This is a genomic window from Streptomyces sp. NPDC004126 (assembly GCF_050275515.1).
Classification (GTDB): domain Bacteria; phylum Actinomycetota; class Actinomycetes; order Streptomycetales; family Streptomycetaceae; genus Streptomyces.
Map to the genome: position 1 here is coordinate 17,952 of NZ_JBNNPF010000069.1, position 18,784 is coordinate 36,735.

Consider the following 18,784-nt stretch of genomic DNA (forward strand, 5'->3'; position numbering starts at 1 on the left):
CACCCCGAGCTCCCGCCCGCCCTGGACCCCCCCCCCGCCGGCGCGGTCCACCCCCAGACCCCCCCGCGCCCGCCGGGGCGGTGGGGGCCGTACGGCCCCCACCGCCCCTGCGGCGTGTCCGGGTGTCAGCAGACGACGGTGATCGAGAACGGCCGGTCGCTGTCCACGGCCGCCGTGCCGCCGGCGGACGGCGTGGCGGTGCGGATGAAGAGGGTGTTCCCGTTCACCTGGCCGACCAGGATGGACGAGCTTCCCGGGCCGGGGTCGTTGCCGCCGTTGGTGTTGATGGTGCCGAGCAGGGCGCAGCCGTTCAGGCCGGAGGACGTGGTGATGTTGTAGCGGCCGATGCCGAACTTGTTGATGCCGCTGATGCCCTGGCCGCCGAGGACCTGCCCGTTGGCGGCGACCTTGGCCCACGCCGTGGTCGTGGCCATGGAGTGGGAGGCGACCGCCGGTTCCGCCGAGGCCGAGGACACGGCGAGCACGCCGCCGACCGTCAGCGTCAGCGCCGCCGCCGCGAGGGTGAGCTTCCTGGATGCGTTCATGACTGTCTCCCTGCATGTGGAGGAATCCGTGCAGGCGGCCCACCCCGGGAAGGGCTCACCGGGAAGGACTCTCCTCCCTCGCCCGGCGCCGGGAGAAGTCCCGGCGGGGACCGTCACTCCAAATGATCAAGATGCGCATCAATCCCGCGATCGCGGGGAGTGATCACCGAATTGCGTTGCGTCACGACCGGGCCGCCCAGTCCGCCAGTGCGTCGAAGTCGACGCGGGTCAGGCCGATCCGTTCGTCCACGTACATCAGCAGGGCGTGTGCCGGGTGGTGCAGGTCGACGTACTCGTGGTCCGTGGCGGTGATGTCGTCGTCGATCCAGGCGAACGGCCGCGCGCCCGCGTACTCCAGGACGTACTGCGTCTTCCAGAAGGTGCCGCGCGGCGCCCGGCCGTGCATCACCGGCCAGTCGATGAAGGGGAGCCGCGGCAGTCCCAGCTGCGGCCCTATCCAGTCGTTCGCCTCGTCCTTCCAGGTGGTGGCCCAGATCAGGTCGTACGCGTCCGCCAGCGCGAGCAGCTCCGCGCCGTGGCCGGGGTTGAGCCACACCCGCAGCGGCTTGCCGTCGGTGAAGCCGGTGGGTCGCATCCGGTGCGTGGTGTAGCCCTCCGGGCGGCGCTGGGCCTTGGCGGCGTAGGGGTTCAGCGGGCCGTCGACGTCGATCAGCAGCAGTGGCTTCATGGCTCCACCCTTCTCGTCGGACCGCCCCCGGGGCGACCCGTTTTCTTGATCCGGATCAATGAATGAGACGTCAACGTCTCATTCGGGGTATGCTTGTCTCATGGCCATGGATCGTGACCAGGTGCTCCGCGACGCGGCGGCCCTGCTTTCCCGCAAGTCGACCGCCACGATGGACGAGGTCGCCCGCGCCGCCGGCATCGGCCGCGCCACCCTCCACCGGCACTTCGCCGGCCGCGACGCCCTCGTACGCGCCCTCGAAGACCTCGGCATCCGCGCGTTCGAGGGCGCCTTCGACCGCGCCCGCCTCGACGAGGGGACCGCGGTGGAGGCCATCAGGCGGCTGATCGCCGAGACCGAGCCCAACGCCCAGCTGCTGGCCTTCCTCGTCACCGAGAACCAGCTCTTCGAGGGCGACCAGGTCAACGAGGGCTGGGCCCGCCTCGACTCCCGCGTCAGCGCGCTCTTCAAGCGCGGACAGCAGGAGGGCCACATCCGCATCGACCTGAGCCCCGCATGGCTCACCGAGGCCCTCTACGGGCTCGTCGGCAGCTGCGCCTGGGCCGTCATGGACGGCCGGGTCGCGGCCAAGGACTTCCAGTACATGATCACCGAGTTGCTGCTCGGTGGCGCACGACGGAGTGTGGAGTGATGACCCGAACCGAACAGCTGAACCGGCGGACGGGGACGGAGGAGAAGAGCAGGGGGCGCTGGCTCGCCCTCTCCGTGCTCGTCCTGGCCGTCCTGCTGGTCGCGGTCGACGCCACCGTACTCGGCCTCGCCACCCCCTCCCTCAGCGAGGACCTCAAGCCGTCCGGCACCCAGCTGCTGTGGATCGGCGACATCTACTCCTTCGTCATCGCCGGCCTGCTCGTCTCCATGGGCTCCCTCGGCGACCGCATCGGCCGCAAGAAGCTCCTCCTCACCGGAGCCACCGCCTTCGGCCTGGTCTCGGTCCTGAACGCCTACGCGACCAGCCCCGAGATGATGATCGTCGCCCGCGCCCTGCTCGGCGTGGCCGGCGCCACCCTGATGCCGTCCACCCTCGCGCTGATCCGCAACATCTTCCACGACCCGCGCGAACGCAGCCTCGCCATCGGCATCTGGGGCGCCACCGCCTCCGCGGGCGCGGCCGTCGGACCCGTCGTCGGCGGGGCCCTGCTCCAGCACTTCTGGTGGGGCTCGGTCTTCCTCATCAACCTCCCGGTGATGATCGTCCTCGTCCTCGTCGGCATCCGGCTGCTGCCCGAGTCCAAGAACCCCGTCGCGGGCCCCTGGGACCTGATCAGCGTCGCCCTGTCCCTCGTCGGCGTCATCAGCGTCGTCTACGCCGTCAAGGAAGCGGCCACCCACGGCTCCACCCCCGGCGTCTGGATCGCCGCCGCCCTCGGCGCCGCGTGCCTCTACGCCTTCGTCCGCCGCCAGTTCGCCCTGGCCTCGCCGCTGCTCGACATGCGGCTCTTCAAGCACCGCGGCTTCTCCGGCGCGGTCCTCGCCGACCTGCTGACCGTCTTCGGCCTCTCCGGACTCGTCTTCTTCCTCTCCCAGTTCTTCCAGCTGGTCCAGGGCCGCGACCCGCTCGAAGCCGGACTCGCGGAACTGCCCGCTGCCATCGGCGCGGTGGCCACCGGCCTCGTCGCCGGCCGGTACGCCCGCCGGTACTCCGTACGCGTCATCGTCACCGGCGGCCTCGCCGCCATAGGCCTGGCCCTCGCGGCCCTCACCGTCATCCACCGCGAGACCGGCTACCCGCTGCTCGGCGCCGCCCTGCTCGTCGTCGGCCTCGGCGCCGGCTTCTCCTTCACCGTCACCGCCGACGTCATCCTCTCCAGCGTCCCCAAGGAGCAGGCCGGTTCGGCCTCCGCCGTCTCCGAGACCGCGTACGAACTCGGCGCCGCCCTCGGCATCGCCCTGCTCGGCTCCGTCGTCACCGGCGTCTACCAGGGCTTCACCGCCCCGGCCTCGGTCCCCGCCCCGGTCGCCGACGCCGCGCACGAATCCCTCGGCGGCGCCGTGGAGGCCGCCCGCGCCCTGGACCCGGCCACCGCCCACACCATGGTCGGCGCGGCCCAGGACGCCTTCGTGGACGGCCTGCGGCTCGCCTCCGGCGTCGGCGCCGCCGTCCTGCTGGCCACCGCGGCGGCCGCCTGGTTCCTCCTCAAGGGCCAGGAACTCCAGGACGGCGTCGAACACTGACGCACCGCGCCGCGCGGCGGTGTCCCGTCGGGCCGAACGGAATTGACAGTCCGTCGGCCCCCGGGACACCATCCCGGCGATGGAGATCAACGACCTGACCCCGGCCGAACGCCGCGTCGTCGACGCCTTCCCGCGCGGCGAGGCGGTCGACTTCCGCGAGAGCCCCGACGAGAGCTCCCACGACGGAGCCGCCTGGGGCCCCGGACGCACCATCCGCGCCGAAGTGCTGCGGGGCCTCCTCGTCGGGGGCACGGCCGACGAGGGCCACGTCGCCGGGATCAAGCTCTACGGCGCCAGGATCACCGGCAAGCTCGACCTCAAGTACGCCGTCGTGGACCACCCCGTCCGGATGCGCTCCTGCTGGTTCGAACGCAAGCCCATGATGTACGGCGCCCAGCTGCGCGCCCTCGTCCTCGGCGACTCCACCCTGCCCGGCCTGACCGCCGCCACCGTACGCGTCGAGATCGTGCTCAGGCTCTCCGGCTGCCGCATCGACGGACCCGTCCGCCTCGCCGGCGCGAAGGTCGCGGGCGGCCTCTTCCTCCAGGGCGCCGTCATCCGGCAGGGCGCCCAGCCCGACGAGGCCGACGAGCCGCCGCTCCAGCTCAACCACGCGGAGATAGGGACGGACATCATGGCCGACGGACTCACCGTCCACGGCCAGTTCCGCATCAACGGAGCCGGCGTCGCCGGCCAGATCAGCCTTGAGGACGCCCGGCTCGTCAACCCCGGCGGCATCGCCCTGCACGCCGAGACCCTGGTGGTCGGCAGCGACGTGCGCGCCCACCGGCTGCACGCCGAGGGCATGGTCAACCTCACCGGCGCCCGCATCCCCGGCCAGGTCATGCTGACCCGCGCGCGCCTCTCCAACCCCGGCGACGTCGCCCTCCGCGCCAGCTCCGCCGTCATGGGGGAGTTCCGGCTGCACAAGTGCCCCACCATCGACGGCATCGTCAACCTGCGCCGCAGCCAGTTCGACATGCTCTGGGCCGAGCCGTCCGTCTGGCCGCCCCTGGTCCGCACCGACGGGCTCAGCTACCGGCTGCTCCACCCCCACCTGCCCGCCGAGGAGCGGCTGCCGCTGCTGGAGCGCGAGGAGGACGGCTACCTGCCGTACGCCTACGAGCAGCTGGCGGCCGCCTACCGCACGGTCGGCGACGAGGCGGCCGCCCGCACCGCCCAGCTGGCCAAACTGCGCCGCCACCGGCGCACCCAGCCCCGGCACACCCGGCTCTGGGGCCTGCTCCAGGACGCCACCGTCGGCTACGGCTTCCGGCCGATGCGCGCGGCGGCCTGGCTGCTCGCGCTGACCCTCACCGGGACCGTCGCGTACGGGATCACCCCGCCGCGGGCGCTGAAGGCGGGGGAGGCGCCGGAGTTCAACCCGCTCTTCTTCACCCTCGACCTGATGCTGCCGATCATCGGCTTCGGGCAGGAGGGCGCCTTCGCGCCGGCCGGCTGGTACCAGTGGCTGTCGTACCTGCTGATCGTGACCGGCTGGATCCTCGCCACCACCACGGCGGCGGGCGTCAGCCGGTCACTCCAGAGGCAGTGACCGCAGGGCCACAGGGCCGCCGGACTCAGGCCGCCTTCGCCTTCGTCGCGTACATGTCCACGTACTCCTGGCCGGACAGGCGCATGACCTCGGCCATCACCGAGTCGGTCACGGCGCGCAGCACGTAGCGGTCGCGGTCCATGCCCTCGTAGCGGGAGAACTCCATCGGCTCGCCGAAGCGGATCGTCACCCGGCCCGGGCGCGGCATGCCCGCGCCGCCGGGCTGCAGCTTGTCCGTGCCGATCACCGCGAACGGGACCACCGGGGCGCCCGTCATCAGGGTCAGGCGGGCGATGCCGGTGCGGCCGCGGTAGAGCCGGCCGTCGGGGGAGCGGGTGCCCTCGGGGTAGATCCCGAAGACCTTGCCCTCCTCCAGGATCCGGCGGCCCGTCATCAGCGCGGCGACGCCGCCGTTCGCACCGTCCCGGTCCACCGGGATCATGCCGGAGCCCGTGAAGAACCACGCCATCAGACGGCCCTTGAGGCCCTTGCCCGTCACGTACTCGTCCTTGCCGATGAAGTGGACCGTGCGGTCGCACACCAGCGGCATGATCATCGAGTCGATGAAGGTCAGGTGGTTGCCCGCCAGGATCACCGGACCCGTGCCCGGGATGTTGTCGAGCCCCTCCACCTTGGTGCGGAACATCAGGCGGATGACCGGTCCGACAGTGGCTTTGATGAGCGCGGTACGGAACAACGTGAGCCCTCCGGCATCGAAAAGCGGCTTTCGCACCACACGGCGGTAGTGCAGGTGAGGACGATACTCGCGGGTCGCCCCTGTTGGCACATCGGGTTCACGAGGTGGATACGCAGTGTTGACACGCGTTTCCGCCATGTTCCGGTGGAGCCCACCCCCGCGCCACCCTCCTTTGCCTACCATCGCCACGCCGATCGCGGCCTCCACGCCCCCCGGAGATCCCGGGGCCGCGGGCCCGGTCCAGGACGAGGAGTGCACTGATGACACAGGGTGGGGCAGCGCGGCGCACGGTGCTCGGAGCGGCCGTACTGGCGGCCGGAACCGGAATCACCGGACTGACGGCGGGAACCGCCTCCGCCGCGGCGGACGACCGCGCCGACGGCGGCCAGGGCGACCGCGGCGGCTACCGCGACCTCCCCGTCCCGCTGGTCATCGGCCACCGCGGGGCCAGCGGCTACCGCCCCGAGCACACCCTCGGCTCCTACCAGCTGGCCCTCGACCTCGGCGCCGACGTCATCGAGCAGGACCTCGTCCCCACCAAGGACGGCCACCTCGTCTGCCGCCACGAGAACGAGATCGGCGGCACCACCGACGTCGCCGACCACCCCGAGTTCGCCGGCCGGCGCACCACCAAGACCGTCGACGGGGTCTCCGTCACCGGCTGGTTCACCGAGGACTTCACCCTCGCCGAGCTGAAGACCCTGCGCGCGAAGGAACGTATCCCCGCCGTCCGCCAGCGCAACACCCTCTACGACGGCCGGTGGGCGGTCCCCACCTTCGAAGAGGTGCTCCGCTGGGCCAACCGCGAGGGCCGGCTGCGCGACAAGCGGATCTGGCTGCACGTCGAGACCAAGCACCCCACCTACTTCCGCGGCCTGGGCCTCGGCCTGGAGGAGCCCCTCGCCAAGCTGCTGCGCCGCTACGGGCGCGACGGCCGCGACGCCGCCGTGTTCCTCCAGTCCTTCGAGCCCTCCAGCATCCAGCGGCTCTCCCGCCTGGTCTCCGCCCCGCGCGTGGTGCTGCTCTCCGCGGCCAACACCCGCCCCTGGGACTTCGAGACGGCCAAGGACCCCCGTACCGTCGCCGACCTCGTCAAGCCCGAGGGCCTCAAGTGGATCGCGGGCTTCGCCCAGGGCATCGGCCCCACCCTCGACCTGATCGTGCCGCGCGACGCGGCCGGCAAGCTCGGCACCCCCACCACCCTCGTGCGCGACGCCCACGCCAAGGGCCTGGTGCTGCACCCCTACACCGCGCGCAACGAGAACAGCTTCCTGCCGGCCGAATACCGCAAGGGCACCGACCCGGCCGCCTACGGCGACGCCTTCGGCGCCTTCAAGAAGTACTTCGAACTGGGCATCGACGGCATCTTCACCGACAACCCGGACACCGGACTCCTCGCCGCGGAGGCCTTCCGCCCCGGCCGCGGCGTCAACCGCTAGCCCCCCGCGCCCGAACGGGTGGGCCGGGCCCGGCGGGGAAACCGCCCGGCCCGGCACCCGCGTCCCGCCCGGCATGGACCTGATACAGGAACCCGACCTGCTCACGGAACTGGGCCCGCTGCTCTCCGCCGAGGCGGCCGCGGAGGCCCCGGCCGCCGGAGTGGAAGCCGCCGACCTGGAACAAGCCGTCTGGGTGCGGTTGCTGGAACGCGGCCCGCGCGCCCCCTTCCCCGCAGGACGCGCCCGCTGGCTGCGGCGGGCAGTGCGCGCCGAGGCCCGGCGCGCCCGGCGGCGGGCGCGCCGGGAGGTCCCGTACGGCGCGACCCCGGCGGACGCCGCCGGCGAGCCCGAGGACGCCCTGCTGCACGGCGAGGAGAACCGGGCCCTCCGATCGGCGGTCGCCCGATTGCCCGGACGCTGTCCGCAGCTGATGTCCGCACTTCTGTCGCCCAGGGACCTGACTTACCGTGAAATCGCAGGAGAGTTGGGTATCTCACAAGGAAGTTTGGGACCGGTACGTTCCCGTTGCCTGGGATGTCTGCGCAGAATGCTGGCTGTCGAGGTTGCGGCTCCTGACCCTTGGGGAAAGGAGCGGTAGACCGGAGAGCTACCAGGTGAGCGGGAGGCATGCGCACATGGGCATGAGCGTGACCATTTCGGCGGCGGCCGCCGAAGACGCCGAGCAGATTTTCAAACTGCAGTATCTGGCGTTCCAGCGGGAGGCCGAGCTGTACGGCAACTACCTCATCCAGCCCCTGACCCAGTCCCTGGACTCCCTGAAGGCGGAGCTGGCCTCGGACACCGTCCTGGTGGCCCGGCTCGGCGACGAGGTGGTGGGCGCGGTGCGCGGCAGCGTCGGCGAGGACGGCACGGCCAGCATCGCCAAGCTGTGCGTGCACCCGCGGCTGCAGGGCCACGGCCTCGGCGCCCGGCTGCTGCGCGGGGTCGAGGAGGCCCTCGCCGGGAACGCCGGCACGACCCGCTTCCGCCTGCACACGGGCCACAAGAGCGAGTCCAACCTGCGGCTCTACCGCAAGGCCGGCTACGCGCAGGTCGGCAACCGCACGGCCTCCGACGGCGTGCGCCTGGTCATCCTGGAGAAGGACGCCAAGGACACCGACTACGCCGTCAGCGCGTAGCGGCCGTCCGGTCCGGGGGTGTTCCGCAGCGACGGCGGAGCACCCCCGGACCGGTTCCGGGGGCCGGAACCCTCAAGACCGCACGGCTCAGCGCTTGGAGCGGAGCCAGAGCATCCCGGTGACCGGCAGGATGACCGGGATGAAGAGGTAGCCCCTCCCGAACTCCGACCACACGGTCGCGTCGGGGAAGGAGTCGGGCCGCACCAGGGTCCAGGCACCGACGGCCAGCACACCGGCGAGTTCGACGCCGCAGCACACCAGCGCCGCCCGGCGGGCGGTCTCCCCGCCGCGCACCAGCGAATACGTGATGAAGGCGTACGCCACGGCCGCCGCGGCCGACAGCGAGTACGCCAGCGGCGCCCGGTCGAACTCGGTGGAGATCTGGTAGACCGAGCGCGAGAGCGCGCCGACCACCATCACCCCGTAGAGCCACACCAGCAGCAGTCCGGGACCGGAGACCAGTCGCTTGCGCCCGGCGGGCGGGGCGGTCGTCGTGTCAGGCACCGGATCCCCAGATGTCGTAGAGCCGTACTTCCAGCACGGCGAGGACGACCGCGCCCGCGGCCACCGTCACCGAACCCCACTTGGTGCGCTCGGTCAGCGAGAGCATCCCGGCCGCCGGGACCGCCGCGAAGGCGCCCAGCAGGTAGGCCACGAAGATCACCGTGCCCTGTTCGGGCTTCTCGCCCCGGCCCAGCTGGACCAGGCCGATCACCAGCTGGGCCAGGACCAGCACGGTCACCACGGCCATGCCGATGAAGTGCCAGTCCTTGGTCGGCTGGTCCCGCCATGCGGCGTGGCCGCACCAGGCGGCGAGGGCGAGTGCGGCCGCGCCGATGGCGACCGTCAGGGCGACGAGCATGCAGCGAGGGTATTACGGGCCCGAAGGCCCGATGCGCCCGCCCCTCGCGGCCGCCCGGCCGCCGAGATCATCGCCGGGCCGCTGCCCGAAGGCGTACGGGCGGCCGGCATGCGGACCGTGGCCTTGACCACAGCACACCCGGCCGCCGAGCTCGACGCGGACGTGGTCGTCCGGGACCTCTCGACGGTGTCCACGCTGGTCAGCAGGGGTGGAATCACGCCGGGGACGGAGTGCCAGGGGTGACTGGTTCAATCCAATCCTGTCCGGAATGCGGCCGAATTCCGTCCGCTATCCGGACAGCATTGATCGGTGAGTCGCCATGTCTGCTTTACTGGGGCACATGACCACGACGAGCAGCCGCACCCTTGCGACCGAGGCGACGATGACGCCCGGTGCTCGTTGTATGTGTCGAATGTGCGCCTTCTGAGGGCCCCTCTCACGCAGTCTCGCGCCCCGAAGCGAGACCGGCCGAGCAACTCCGCCACCCCAGTCGCACCACACCGCCGACTGATCCCCGGTACGGACCGCTCCTGCCCCGCGCACGCGTCGACACCATCATTTTGTGACGGTTAGACCCGTATCGCGTCCCCAGATGTTTGCCCCGTGCACGGCACCCGCACCCCGTGCACTCGACAGCGACGGAAATCCTGTGATCACCACATCGGGCCTCACGAAGGTCTACCAGTCCCGCGGCCGCGAGGTCACCGCCCTGGACGGCGTCGACCTGCACGTCCGCGAGGGCGAGGTCTACGGAGTCATCGGCCAGAGCGGCGCCGGCAAGTCCTCCCTCATCCGCTGCGTGAACCTGCTGGAACGCCCCACCACCGGCACCGTCACCGTGGACGGCGTCGAGCTCACCGCCCTCGCCGGCCGCGGCCGCCGCGCCGGCAAGGAACTCCGCGAGGCCCGCAGCCGCATCGGCATGGTCTTCCAGCACTTCAACCTGCTGTCCTCGCGCACCGTGCAGGCCAACATCGAACTCCCCCTGGAGATCCTCGGCGTCTCCGGCCGCGAACGCTCCCGCAAGGCCCTGGAACTCCTCGACCTCGTCGGCCTCGCCGACAAGGCCAAGGCCTACCCCACCCAGCTCTCCGGCGGCCAGAAGCAGCGCGTCGGCATCGCCCGCGCCCTGGCCGGCGACCCCAAGGTGCTCCTCTCCGACGAGGCCACCAGCGCCCTCGACCCCGAGACCACCCGCTCCATCCTCCAGCTGCTGCGCGACCTCAACCGCCAGCTCGGCCTCACCGTCCTCCTCATCACCCACGAGATGGACGTCGTCAAGGCCGTCTGCGACTCCGCCGCCCTCATGAAGAAGGGCCGGATCATCGAGTCCGGCACCGTCGCCGAACTGCTCGCCACCCCCGGCTCCGAGCTCGCCGGCGAACTCTTCCCGGTCAGCGGCACCGCCACCGGCCCCGACCGCACCGTCGTCGACGTCACCTTCCACGGCGAGGCCGCCACCCAGCCGGTCATCTCCCAGCTCTCGCGCACGTACAACATCGACATCTCGATCCTCGGCGCCGCGATGGACACCGTCGCCGGCCGCCAGATCGGCCGCATGCGCATCGAACTCCCCGGCCGCTACGAGGACAACGTGGTGCCCGTCGGCTTCCTGCGCGAGCAGGGCCTCCAGGTCGACATCGTCGACGAAGACTCCGACCTCGACTCCGAGATCGCCGCACTGGTCAAGGACGGTGCCAAGTGACCTGGTCCGAGATGCAGCCCCTGCTCACCCAGGGCACCTACGACACCCTCTACATGGTGCTGTGGTCCACCCTGGTGACCGTCCTCGGCGGACTGCCCATCGGCATCCTCCTCGTCCTCACCGACAAGGGCGGCCTCCTGCAGAACCAGCCGCTCAACAAGGTCCTCGGCGTGATCGTGAACATAGGCCGCTCGCTGCCGTTCATCATCCTGCTGATCTTCCTGATCCCGGTCACCACCGCCGTCGTCGGCACCTTCATCGGCCCCACCGCCATGATCGTCCCGCTCGCCATCGGCGCCGTCCCCTTCTTCGCCCGGCTCGTCGAGACCGCCGTCCGCGAGGTCGACCACGGCCTCGTCGAGGCCGTCGAGTCCATGGGCGGCGGCATCCCCACCCTCGTCGGCAAGGTCCTGCTCCCGCAGGCCCTGCCCTCCCTGGTCGCCGGCGTCACCACCACCGTCATCACCCTCGTCGGCTACTCCGCCATGGCCGGCGCGGTCGGCGGCGAAGGACTCGGCTCCAAGGCCATCACCTACGGCTTCCAGCGCTTCGAGACCGGCTTCATGTTCGCCACCGTCGCCGTCCTCATCGCCCTCGTCACGGTGATCCAGCTGATCGGCGACGGCGTGGTACGCGTCCTCGCGCGCCGCGGCCGGACAGCCTGAGACGACCCGCCGGACAGCCTGAGAGCACCTCCCAGACTTCCCCACAAAGGAAAGCCCGCACTTGTCGTGCTTGGGCCGCCACCCCGCGAACACCCGCGAAAAGCAAGAAAGGCACTCTTCGTGCGCAAGAACACCAAGCTCACCGCCATCGCCGCCGTCTCCGCCGCGCTCGCCCTCGGCCTCACCGCCTGCGGCAGCTCCTCGGACCCGTCCACGGCCGGCAAGACCGACGGCGGCAAGGTCGACGAGACCAAGCCGCTCGTCATCGCCGCCTCCCCGAGCCCGCACGCCGACATCCTGAACTTCGTCAAGGACAAGCTCGCGGCCAAGGACGGCCTCAAGCTGGAGGTGAAGGAGTTCACGGACTACGTCCTGCCCAACACCGCCACCGAGCAGGGCCAGGTCGACGGCAACTTCTTCCAGCACAAGCCGTACCTCGACGACTTCAACAAGAAGAACGGCACGCACATCGTGCCCGTCGTGAACGTCCACCTGGAGCCCCTCGGCCTCTACTCCAAGAAGGTCAAGGCCCTCACCGACATCAAGCCCGGCCAGACCGTCGCCGTCCCCAACGACACCACCAACGAGGGCCGCGCGCTCCAGCTGCTCGCCGCCAACAAGCTGATCACCCTCAAGGACGGGGTCGGCACCAGCGCCAAGCTGTCCGACATCACCGACAAGAAGGGCCTGGAGTTCAAGGAGCTGGAGGCCGCCACGGTCCCCCGTGCCCTGAACGACGTCGACGCCGCCGTCATCAACGGCAACTACGCCCTGGAGGCCAAGCTCTCGCCCGCCAAGGACGCCCTGGTCCTGGAGAAGTCCGAGGGCAACCCGTACGCCAACTTCCTCGCGGTCAAGGAAGGCAAGCAGAACGACCCGCGCATCCAGAAGCTCGCCAAGCTCCTGAACTCCGACGAGGTCAAGAAGTTCATCGAGGAGAAGTACCAGGGCTCGGTCATCCCGGCCTTCGGCACCCCGGCCGCCTGACCCAAGACCGCCTGGTAGAAGCCGGACAGACACCGGATCGACGCCGGATTCCCGGCCCCGCGCACCCACCCGGGCGCGCGGGGCCGCGGGCTTCCCGGGCCCTGCCCGCTTCCGGGCAGCCCGGCCCTGCACATCCCCCGGCCGATGCTGCATGCTGTGGCCTACGACCCGCACAAACGGTCCCGCACGGCGGTCCCGTACGAAGGCGGGCGGCACGAACGGTCCCGCCCCACGGTCCCAGGCATGGAGCTGCGCATGACTACCACCTTCCCGGACGTCACCATCAGCACGGACCGGCTGGTGCTGCGCCCCTTCGAGGAGGAGGACGTCACCGCGCTCGCCGAGATGATGAACGACGAGCAGGTCACCGCCTGGACCTCCGCACCGCACCCCTACACCCCCGCCGACGCCCGCGCCTGGGCCACCGCCCTCTCCCACGCCGAGCGCACCGACGGCCGCGGCATCGTCCTCGCCGTCACCGAATTCCTCACCCAGCGCCTCGTGGGCTTCGTCCACCTCCGGAACACCGACTGGCGCACCCGCACCGCCGAAGCCGGCTACGTCACCGCCCCCTGGGCCCGCGGCGAGGGCTACGCCAGCGAATCCGTCCTCGCCGTCGCCCAGTGGCTCCTGCGCGACCAGCGCTTCGAAAGACTCGAACTGCGCACCGCCGCCGACAACACCGCCTCCCAGCAGGTCGCCCAGAAGATCGGCTGCATCAGCGAAGGCGTCCTGCGCAACGTGGCGATAGTGCGCACCCAGGCCGCCGACGGCAGCTGGACCGACACCCGTACCGACCTCATCGTCTGGAGCCTCGTCCCCGAGGACCTCGACGACACCGACGAGTACGACGTGTACGAGAACCGCCACGCCCGCTCCGGCCCCTCCGGCCGCCCCGGCCACGACGACGGCTACCCCCTGCGCCGCCGCGCCGACGCACACGGCTACGCCGTCGGCGCCGACCGGCACTGACCCGATGACCGGGTAGTCTCACCGTGACCCCCGAAACCCCCTGAGATCCCATGAGATTCCCAGAGATCTCCGGAGATGCCCTGAGATCTCCAGAGATGCCCTGAAACTCACTGAGATCTCGTGTCGAAGGCGGTTTCCCCCCACCCCCCACCCCAGGAGACCGACGACGATGGCCGACCGGGTCACGGTGATCGGATGGGACGGCTCCCCCCTGACCGCGGCCGCCCGCTCCGCGCTCTCCGCCGCCACCCTCGTGGCCGGAGCCGCACACCACCTCGCGCTCCCCGAGATCCCGCCCGGCGCGGAACGCATCCGCCTCGGCAGCCTCGGCCTCGCCGCCCGCCGCATCGCCGGCCACCGCGGCACCGCCGTCGTCCTCGCCGACGGCGACCCCGGCTTCTTCGGCGTCGTCCGCACCCTGCGCGCCCCCGAACACGGCCTCGAAGTAGAAGTCGTCCCCGCCGTCTCCGCCGTCGCCGCCGCCTTCGCCCGCGCCGGAATGCCCTGGGACGACGCCCAGGTCGTCGTCGCCCACCCCCGCACCCTGCGCCGCGCCGTCAACGTCTGCCGCGCCCACACCAAGGTCGCCGTCCTCACCTCGCCCGGCGCCGGCCCCGCCGAACTCGCCCTGCTCCTCGAAGGGATCCACCGCACCTTCGTCATCTGCGAGGAACTCGGCACCGACCGCGAACGCGTCACCGTCCTCACCTCCGACGCCGCCGCCGACCACAGCTGGCGCGACCCCAACGTCGTCATCGTCATCGGCGGCGCCGGCCACGCCCCCACCGCCGCCGACCCCGGCTGGCTGCTCGGCCGCGGCCCCGGACCCGCCCCCGTACGCGGCTGGGCCCGCCCGCAGCCCGCCGCCGACGGACCCCGGCCCGGCGAAGGGGAGTCCGTCCAGCTGCGCGCCGCCCAGCTCGCCCGGCTCGGCCCCCGCACCGGAGACCTCCTCTGGGACATCGGAGCCGGCACCGGAGCCCTCGCCGTGGACGCCGCCGCCCACGGAGCCGCCGTCATCGCCGTCGACGCCGACCCGCGCGCCTGCGAACGCGTAACCGCCGCCGCCCGCAAGCGCGGTGTCCAGATCCAGGTCGTCTCGGGCCGCGCTCCACACGTACTGGAGAACCTCCCCGAACCCGACGTGGTCCGCGTCGGCGGCGGCGGACCCCCCGTCATCGCCGCCGTCGCCGAACGGCGCCCCGAACGGATCGTCGGCCACGCCTCCACGCGAGACGAGGCCGAGGCCATCGGACGCACCCTCACCGAACACGGGTACGCCGTCGAATGCGCGCTCCTCCAGTCCGTCGGCCTCGACCCCCGGACCTGGGCCGAACAGGAGCGTTCCGTGGTGTTCCTGCTGGCAGGCGAACGCCCCGTGAACCGCTGACGCGGCGCCCGGGGTAGGCTGGCCGATCGTCGTACCGCCCTGGTGGACGCGCGACGTGGCGCAGTCCACAGCGGACCGTGCCGGTTTCTGGCCGACACGGAGGCCGACGAGCGCGACAATGCTCGGGAGTTGTTGTGCGTGGGCGGGCGAGACCGCGCACCGCGCGACGACCCCGCACGGCAAAGTCCGCACGGCGGGCCCTGTGGGCGGCCGGGCGATCGAAGAGGCAACACCGATGGGCGAGGGGTACGCATGACTGACACCGGCCAGGTCCCGGGCGAGGGTCACCCGGACAACACGGGCATGGTGGATCAGCAGGGCAATCCCGCTCAGGTCCCCCCGATGCCGCCGCTGCCGCCGATGCCGCCGCAGGCCCCGGCAGGCTACGCCTTCCAGGACCTCGTGGACGACCCGTCCGAGGCCGAGGACGAGGAACTGCTCCTGATGCCGAGCGGCCACGGGCAGGGCTCCTGGAGCGACCCGCAGGTGGTCCCCCCGGTCCCGGCCTTCCCCGGCGACTTCCCGGCGGAACCCCTCTACACCGAGTACCCGCAGGCCCCCGCCGCCGGCTACCCCGAGCCCGGACACCTCGGCTTCCCGGACCCCGGCTACCCCGAGGCCTTCCCCGCGCCCGGACAGCCCGCACCCGGCTTCCCCGAGGCGGGCTACCCCGCCCCCGGCACCTTCGCCGACCCCGCCGCGTACAGCGCCGGCGCCCACGAGACCGGCGGCCGCGACTCCGGCTCCCTCGACCTCGGCGGCCTCGTGGTCCCGCCCGCCGCCCCCGCCGCCGGACAGGTCCCGCCCGCCGCCGCCGTGATGCCGCCGCGCCGCCCGCTGCACATGGGCCCGCCCGTACCCGACGCCACCGGGGGAGTCGTACGCTCCCTCGCCGACCGGGGTCCGGCCGCCGCGCCGGTGCCGCAGGTCGCCGCGATGACGCCGGGTGTGCAGCCGGTCCCCGGGGTGCAGATGGTTCCCGGGGTGCAGCCGGCGCCGGGTGCGGGTGTGCAGGTGGCGCCCGGTGTGGCGCAGGGCGTTCCCGTTGAGCCGGCGGTCGCGGTTGCGGCCGAGCAGGTCGTGCCGGCCGAGCAGGCAGTGCCTGCCGAGCAGGGCGTTCCCGTCGAGCCGGCTGCCGCGCAGGCGCAGGCGCAGGCCGTCGTGGCGGAGGCCGCGGTGGGGGAGCCCGTCGTGGCCGTCGAAGCCGTGCCCGTGGAAGCCGTGGCCGTCGCAGCTGTGCCTGTCGAAGGTGTGGCCGCCGAAGCCGTGCCCGTCGCCGTCGAAGCCGTGCCCGTCGCGCCCGAGGCCGTCGTCGCGGAGCCGGTCGTCGCCGAGCCCGTTGCCGCCGAGCCCCCGGTGGCGGAGCCCGTCTCCGCCGAGCCCGTCGTGGTGCTGGCCCCGCAGGTCGCCGCCGCCATCGCCGCCGAGGCCGCCGCCGCAGAGGCCGCCGGCCAGGCCCCCGAGGACGTTCCCGCCGCCGGGCAGGTCCCCGAGGCCGAGTCGGCCGCCGCCCCCGGCCCCGAGTACCTGGACCTGGGTCCCGTCGCGCCGCAGCCCGGTGAGGTCCCGCCGCAGGCCGCTACCCCCTGGACGGCCGAGCCCGTCGTACCCGAGCCCGTCACCGCCCCCGTCGTGGTCGACGCCGCCGCCCAGCCCGCCCCGGAGACCGCTGCCGAGGCCGCTCCCGCCGCCGAGGAGGCCCCGACGGCCCCCGAGGCCGCCGCCGAGCCCGCCGCAGCCCCCGAGGCGCCCGAGGCCGCCGTTCCCGCAGCCGACGCCCCGGCCGAGGCCGCGCCGCCGGTCCCGCAGGCCGCGCCCGCCGCGCCGGAGACCCCGGCCGAGCCCGTACAGCCCGCCGAGCCCGAGGCGGCGCCCGCCGCCGTGGCCGCCGCCGTGCCCGCCGAGGCGGGTCCCGCGGAGACGGTGGTCCCGGCCGAGGCGCCCGCCGAAGCCGCGCCGGAGCCCGTCGCCGAGCCGCAGCCCGAGCCCGTACAGGCCGCGGAGGCCACCGAGCCCGCCCCGGCCGAGGCCGCCGAAGCCGAGGCCGAAGCCGAGGCCGCCGAGCCCGCCCCGGCGGGGCCCGTCGGCGAGCCGGCCCCCGGATACGCCGACGCGGAGCGCGAGGCCGTCCTGCGCGTGATGCGCGAGCGCCGTGACATCCGCAAGGGCTTCCGCACCGACCCCATCCCGCACGAGGTGCTGCTGCGCGTCCTGGAGGCGGCCCACACCGCGCCCAGCGTCGGCCACTCGCAGCCCTGGGACTTCGTCGTCATCCGCTCCGCCGAGACCCGCCGGACGATGCACGAGCTCGCCCAGAAGCAGCGCGAGGCCTACGCCAAGTCGCTGCCCAAGGGCCGGGCCAAGCAGTTCAAGGAACTGAAGATCGAGGCCATCCTCGACACCCCGGTGAACATCGTCGTCACTGCCGACCCCACCCGCGGCGGCCGCCACACCCTCGGCCGGCACACGCAGCCGCAGATGGCCCCGTACTCCTCGGCCCTCGCCGTCGAGAACCTCTGGCTCGCCGCCCGCGCCGAAGGCCTCGGCGTCGGCTGGGTCAGCTTCTTCGACGAGCGCGAGATGGTCCGCGCCCTCGGCCTGCCGGAGCACCTGGAGGTCGTCGCGTACCTCTGCGTCGGGTACGTCGACGAGTTCCCCGAGGAGCCGGAGCTGATGCAGGCGGGCTGGTCGCAGAGGCGTCCGCTGGCCTGGGTCGTCCACGAGGAGACGTACGGCCGCCGCGCGCTGCCCGGCGAGGCCCCGCACGACCTGCTGTCCGAGACCGTCGCCAGCATCCGCCCGCTCGACGCGAAGGCGCTCGGCGAGGCCTGGGAGCGGCAGAAGCGCATGACCAAGCCGGCGGGCGCGCTCGGCATGCTGGAGATCATCTCCGCGCAGCTGTCCGGCCTGTCGCGGGTCTGCCCGCCGCCGATCCCGGAGCCCGCCGCCGTCGCGATCTTCGCCGGTGACCACGGTGTCCACGCCCAGGGCGTCACCCCCTGGCCCCAGGAGGTGACCACGCAGATGGTGGCCAACTTCCTGGGCGGCGGGGCCGTCTGCAACGCCTTCGCCAACCAGGTCGGCGCCGAGGTCTGCGTCATCGACGTCGGCGTGGCCGGCGACCTCCCCGCCACCCCGGGCCTGCTCCCGCGCAAGGTCCGCCCCGGCACGGACGACCTGTCCGTCGGACCCGCGATGTCCCGCGAGGAGGCCATCGCGGCCATCGAGGTCGGCATCGAGACGGCGCGCGACCTCGTCGCGGCGGGCAACAAGGCCCTGCTGACGGGTGAGATGGGCATCGCGAACACCACGGTGTCCGCTGCCCTCATCTCCGTCTTCACGGGCGTGGACCCGGCCGAGGTCACCGGCCGCGGCACCGGCATCAACGACGAGACGCACGCCCGGAAGGTCGACGTCGTACGCCGTGCCCTGGAGCTCCACCAGCCGGACCCGGCGGACCCGATCGGAGTCCTCGCCGCGATCGGCGGCCTGGAGCACGCGGCAATCGTCGGCCTGCTCCTCGGCGGCGCCTCCCTGCGCACGCCGGTCATCCTGGACGGCGTGAGCGCCGGCGCGGCCGCCCTGGTGGCCCGCGCCATCGCCCCCGAAGCCCTGTCGGCCTGCATCGCCGGCCACCGCAGCGCGGAACCGGGCCACGTGGCCGCCCTCAACAAGCTCGGCCTGCGCCCCCTGGTCGACCTGGACCTCCGCCTCGGCGAAGGCACCGGCGCCCTCCTGGCCCTCCCCCTGGTCCAGAGCGCGGCCCGCGCGATGCACGAGGTGGCCACGTTCGACTCGGCAGGCGTGACGGAGAAGTAGCGGGTACGTACGTACGTACGCGGGCCGGGGCCGGACACCGAAGGGTGTCCGGCCCCGGCGCTTTCCCGGGCCCACAGAGAAAGGAAGATAGGGGTGTTGGGGAAGATTGTTAAGGTTATATTTTTTAT

The 18,784-nt window shown here is 72.5% G+C and carries 17 protein-coding genes; 12 read left to right on the forward strand and 5 right to left on the reverse strand.

What is annotated here, in order from left to right:
• Nucleotides 1-125 precede the first annotated feature (125 nt).
• Nucleotides 126-545, reverse strand: coding sequence for a hypothetical protein (locus ACQKM2_RS36705; RefSeq protein WP_427717511.1), 420 nt, complete (start codon nucleotides 543-545; stop codon nucleotides 126-128).
• Between the two features lie 181 nt (nucleotides 546-726).
• Nucleotides 727-1,233, reverse strand: coding sequence for an HAD domain-containing protein (locus ACQKM2_RS36710; RefSeq protein WP_427717513.1), 507 nt, complete (start codon nucleotides 1,231-1,233; stop codon nucleotides 727-729).
• A gap of 100 nt (nucleotides 1,234-1,333) precedes the next feature.
• Here ACQKM2_RS36710 and ACQKM2_RS36715 point away from each other — a divergent pair, with 100 nt between their 5' ends.
• From ACQKM2_RS36715 to ACQKM2_RS36725, 3 genes are all read left to right on the forward strand, one after another.
• Nucleotides 1,334-1,882 carry a TetR/AcrR family transcriptional regulator gene (locus tag ACQKM2_RS36715; RefSeq protein WP_427717515.1) on the forward strand — a complete coding sequence of 183 codons (549 nt, stop codon included), beginning with the start codon at nucleotides 1,334-1,336 and terminating at the stop codon, nucleotides 1,880-1,882.
• Nucleotides 1,882-3,426 (forward strand): MFS transporter, encoded by a 1,545-nt coding sequence (locus tag ACQKM2_RS36720; RefSeq protein WP_427717518.1) that lies wholly within the window; start codon nucleotides 1,882-1,884, stop codon nucleotides 3,424-3,426. The genes ACQKM2_RS36715 and ACQKM2_RS36720 overlap by 1 nt, the downstream gene beginning before the upstream one ends.
• A 79-nt stretch (nucleotides 3,427-3,505) precedes the next feature.
• The gene (locus ACQKM2_RS36725; protein WP_427717519.1) at nucleotides 3,506-4,981 is read left to right on the forward strand and encodes a membrane-associated oxidoreductase; all 1,476 of its coding nucleotides are present in this window, start codon (nucleotides 3,506-3,508) and stop codon (nucleotides 4,979-4,981) included.
• A gap of 25 nt (nucleotides 4,982-5,006) precedes the next feature.
• Here the strand turns inward: ACQKM2_RS36725 and ACQKM2_RS36730 are convergent, their stop codons facing one another.
• Nucleotides 5,007-5,627, reverse strand: coding sequence for a lysophospholipid acyltransferase family protein (locus ACQKM2_RS36730; RefSeq protein ID WP_405983156.1), 621 nt, complete (start codon nucleotides 5,625-5,627; stop codon nucleotides 5,007-5,009).
• Between the two features lie 311 nt (nucleotides 5,628-5,938).
• On the opposite strand from ACQKM2_RS36730, the gene ACQKM2_RS36735 reads away from it, so the two are divergent.
• The 3 genes from ACQKM2_RS36735 (at nucleotide 5,939) to ACQKM2_RS36745 (ending at nucleotide 8,256) form a co-directional block, all read left to right on the forward strand.
• Nucleotides 5,939-7,117, forward strand: a complete 1,179-nt coding sequence (locus ACQKM2_RS36735; protein ID WP_427717521.1) for a glycerophosphodiester phosphodiesterase — start codon at nucleotides 5,939-5,941, stop codon at nucleotides 7,115-7,117.
• A gap of 73 nt (nucleotides 7,118-7,190) precedes the next feature.
• A complete protein-coding gene (locus ACQKM2_RS36740) occupies nucleotides 7,191-7,715 on the forward strand; it encodes a sigma-70 family RNA polymerase sigma factor (RefSeq protein ID WP_427717524.1) in 525 nt (174 codons plus the stop codon).
• A gap of 37 nt (nucleotides 7,716-7,752) precedes the next feature.
• Nucleotides 7,753-8,256 (forward strand): GNAT family N-acetyltransferase, encoded by a 504-nt coding sequence (locus tag ACQKM2_RS36745; protein WP_427717526.1) that lies wholly within the window; start codon nucleotides 7,753-7,755, stop codon nucleotides 8,254-8,256.
• 87 nt (nucleotides 8,257-8,343) lie between these two features.
• On the opposite strand, the gene ACQKM2_RS36750 is transcribed toward ACQKM2_RS36745, so the two are convergent.
• Both ACQKM2_RS36750 and ACQKM2_RS36755 read right to left on the reverse strand, forming a co-directional pair.
• Entirely contained in the window at nucleotides 8,344-8,760 is a 417-nt protein-coding gene (locus tag ACQKM2_RS36750; protein WP_427717529.1) for a hypothetical protein, read from the reverse strand.
• Nucleotides 8,753-9,118: a hypothetical protein gene (locus ACQKM2_RS36755; protein WP_125597304.1), complete on the reverse strand. Its 366-nt coding sequence runs from the start codon at nucleotides 9,116-9,118 to the stop codon at nucleotides 8,753-8,755. Before ACQKM2_RS36755 ends, ACQKM2_RS36750 begins: the two co-directional genes overlap by 8 nt.
• Nucleotides 9,119-9,767: 649 nt before the next feature.
• Here ACQKM2_RS36755 and ACQKM2_RS36760 point away from each other — a divergent pair.
• The 6 genes from ACQKM2_RS36760 (at nucleotide 9,768) to cobT (ending at nucleotide 18,656) form a co-directional block, all read left to right on the forward strand.
• Complete coding sequence (locus ACQKM2_RS36760; protein WP_427717531.1) at nucleotides 9,768-10,823, forward strand: methionine ABC transporter ATP-binding protein; 1,056 nt, start codon at nucleotides 9,768-9,770, stop codon at nucleotides 10,821-10,823.
• The gene (locus ACQKM2_RS36765; protein ID WP_427717533.1) at nucleotides 10,820-11,488 is read left to right on the forward strand and encodes a methionine ABC transporter permease; all 669 of its coding nucleotides are present in this window, start codon (nucleotides 10,820-10,822) and stop codon (nucleotides 11,486-11,488) included. The genes ACQKM2_RS36760 and ACQKM2_RS36765 overlap by 4 nt, the downstream gene beginning before the upstream one ends.
• 120 nt (nucleotides 11,489-11,608) lie before the next feature.
• Entirely contained in the window at nucleotides 11,609-12,475 is an 867-nt protein-coding gene (locus tag ACQKM2_RS36770) for a MetQ/NlpA family ABC transporter substrate-binding protein (protein WP_427717536.1), read from the forward strand.
• Nucleotides 12,476-12,730: 255 nt separating this feature from the next.
• Nucleotides 12,731-13,447 carry a GNAT family N-acetyltransferase gene (locus ACQKM2_RS36775; protein WP_427717537.1) on the forward strand — a complete coding sequence of 239 codons (717 nt, stop codon included), beginning with the start codon at nucleotides 12,731-12,733 and terminating at the stop codon, nucleotides 13,445-13,447.
• 169 nt (nucleotides 13,448-13,616) lie between these two features.
• Nucleotides 13,617-14,837, forward strand: a complete 1,221-nt coding sequence (cbiE, locus tag ACQKM2_RS36780) for a precorrin-6y C5,15-methyltransferase (decarboxylating) subunit CbiE (protein ID WP_427717539.1) — start codon at nucleotides 13,617-13,619, stop codon at nucleotides 14,835-14,837.
• A gap of 252 nt (nucleotides 14,838-15,089) precedes the next feature.
• Nucleotides 15,090-18,656 carry a nicotinate-nucleotide--dimethylbenzimidazole phosphoribosyltransferase gene (gene cobT, locus ACQKM2_RS36785; protein WP_427717542.1) on the forward strand — a complete coding sequence of 1,189 codons (3,567 nt, stop codon included), beginning with the start codon at nucleotides 15,090-15,092 and terminating at the stop codon, nucleotides 18,654-18,656.
• Nucleotides 18,657-18,784: the final 128 nt, after the last annotated feature.

Coding starts and splice junctions, on each gene's coding strand:
- ACQKM2_RS36705 (WP_427717511.1), bottom strand. CDS start 545: ATGAACGCATCCAGGAAGCTCACCCTCGCGGCGGCGGCGCTGACGCTG.
- ACQKM2_RS36710 (WP_427717513.1), bottom strand. CDS start 1,233: ATGAAGCCACTGCTGCTGATCGACGTCGACGGCCCGCTGAACCCCTAC.
- ACQKM2_RS36715 (WP_427717515.1), top strand. CDS start 1,334: ATGGCCATGGATCGTGACCAGGTGCTCCGCGACGCGGCGGCCCTGCTT.
- ACQKM2_RS36720 (WP_427717518.1), top strand. CDS start 1,882: ATGACCCGAACCGAACAGCTGAACCGGCGGACGGGGACGGAGGAGAAG.
- ACQKM2_RS36725 (WP_427717519.1), top strand. CDS start 3,506: ATGGAGATCAACGACCTGACCCCGGCCGAACGCCGCGTCGTCGACGCC.
- ACQKM2_RS36730 (WP_405983156.1), bottom strand. CDS start 5,627: ATGTTCCGCACCAAGGTGGAGGGGCTCGACAACATCCCGGGCACGGGT.
- ACQKM2_RS36735 (WP_427717521.1), top strand. CDS start 5,939: ATGACACAGGGTGGGGCAGCGCGGCGCACGGTGCTCGGAGCGGCCGTA.
- ACQKM2_RS36740 (WP_427717524.1), top strand. CDS start 7,191: ATGGACCTGATACAGGAACCCGACCTGCTCACGGAACTGGGCCCGCTG.
- ACQKM2_RS36745 (WP_427717526.1), top strand. CDS start 7,753: ATGGGCATGAGCGTGACCATTTCGGCGGCGGCCGCCGAAGACGCCGAG.
- ACQKM2_RS36755 (WP_125597304.1), bottom strand. CDS start 9,118: ATGCTCGTCGCCCTGACGGTCGCCATCGGCGCGGCCGCACTCGCCCTC.
- ACQKM2_RS36775 (WP_427717537.1), top strand. CDS start 12,731: ATGACTACCACCTTCCCGGACGTCACCATCAGCACGGACCGGCTGGTG.
- cbiE (WP_427717539.1), top strand. CDS start 13,617: ATGGCCGACCGGGTCACGGTGATCGGATGGGACGGCTCCCCCCTGACC.
- cobT (WP_427717542.1), top strand. CDS start 15,090: ATGACTGACACCGGCCAGGTCCCGGGCGAGGGTCACCCGGACAACACG.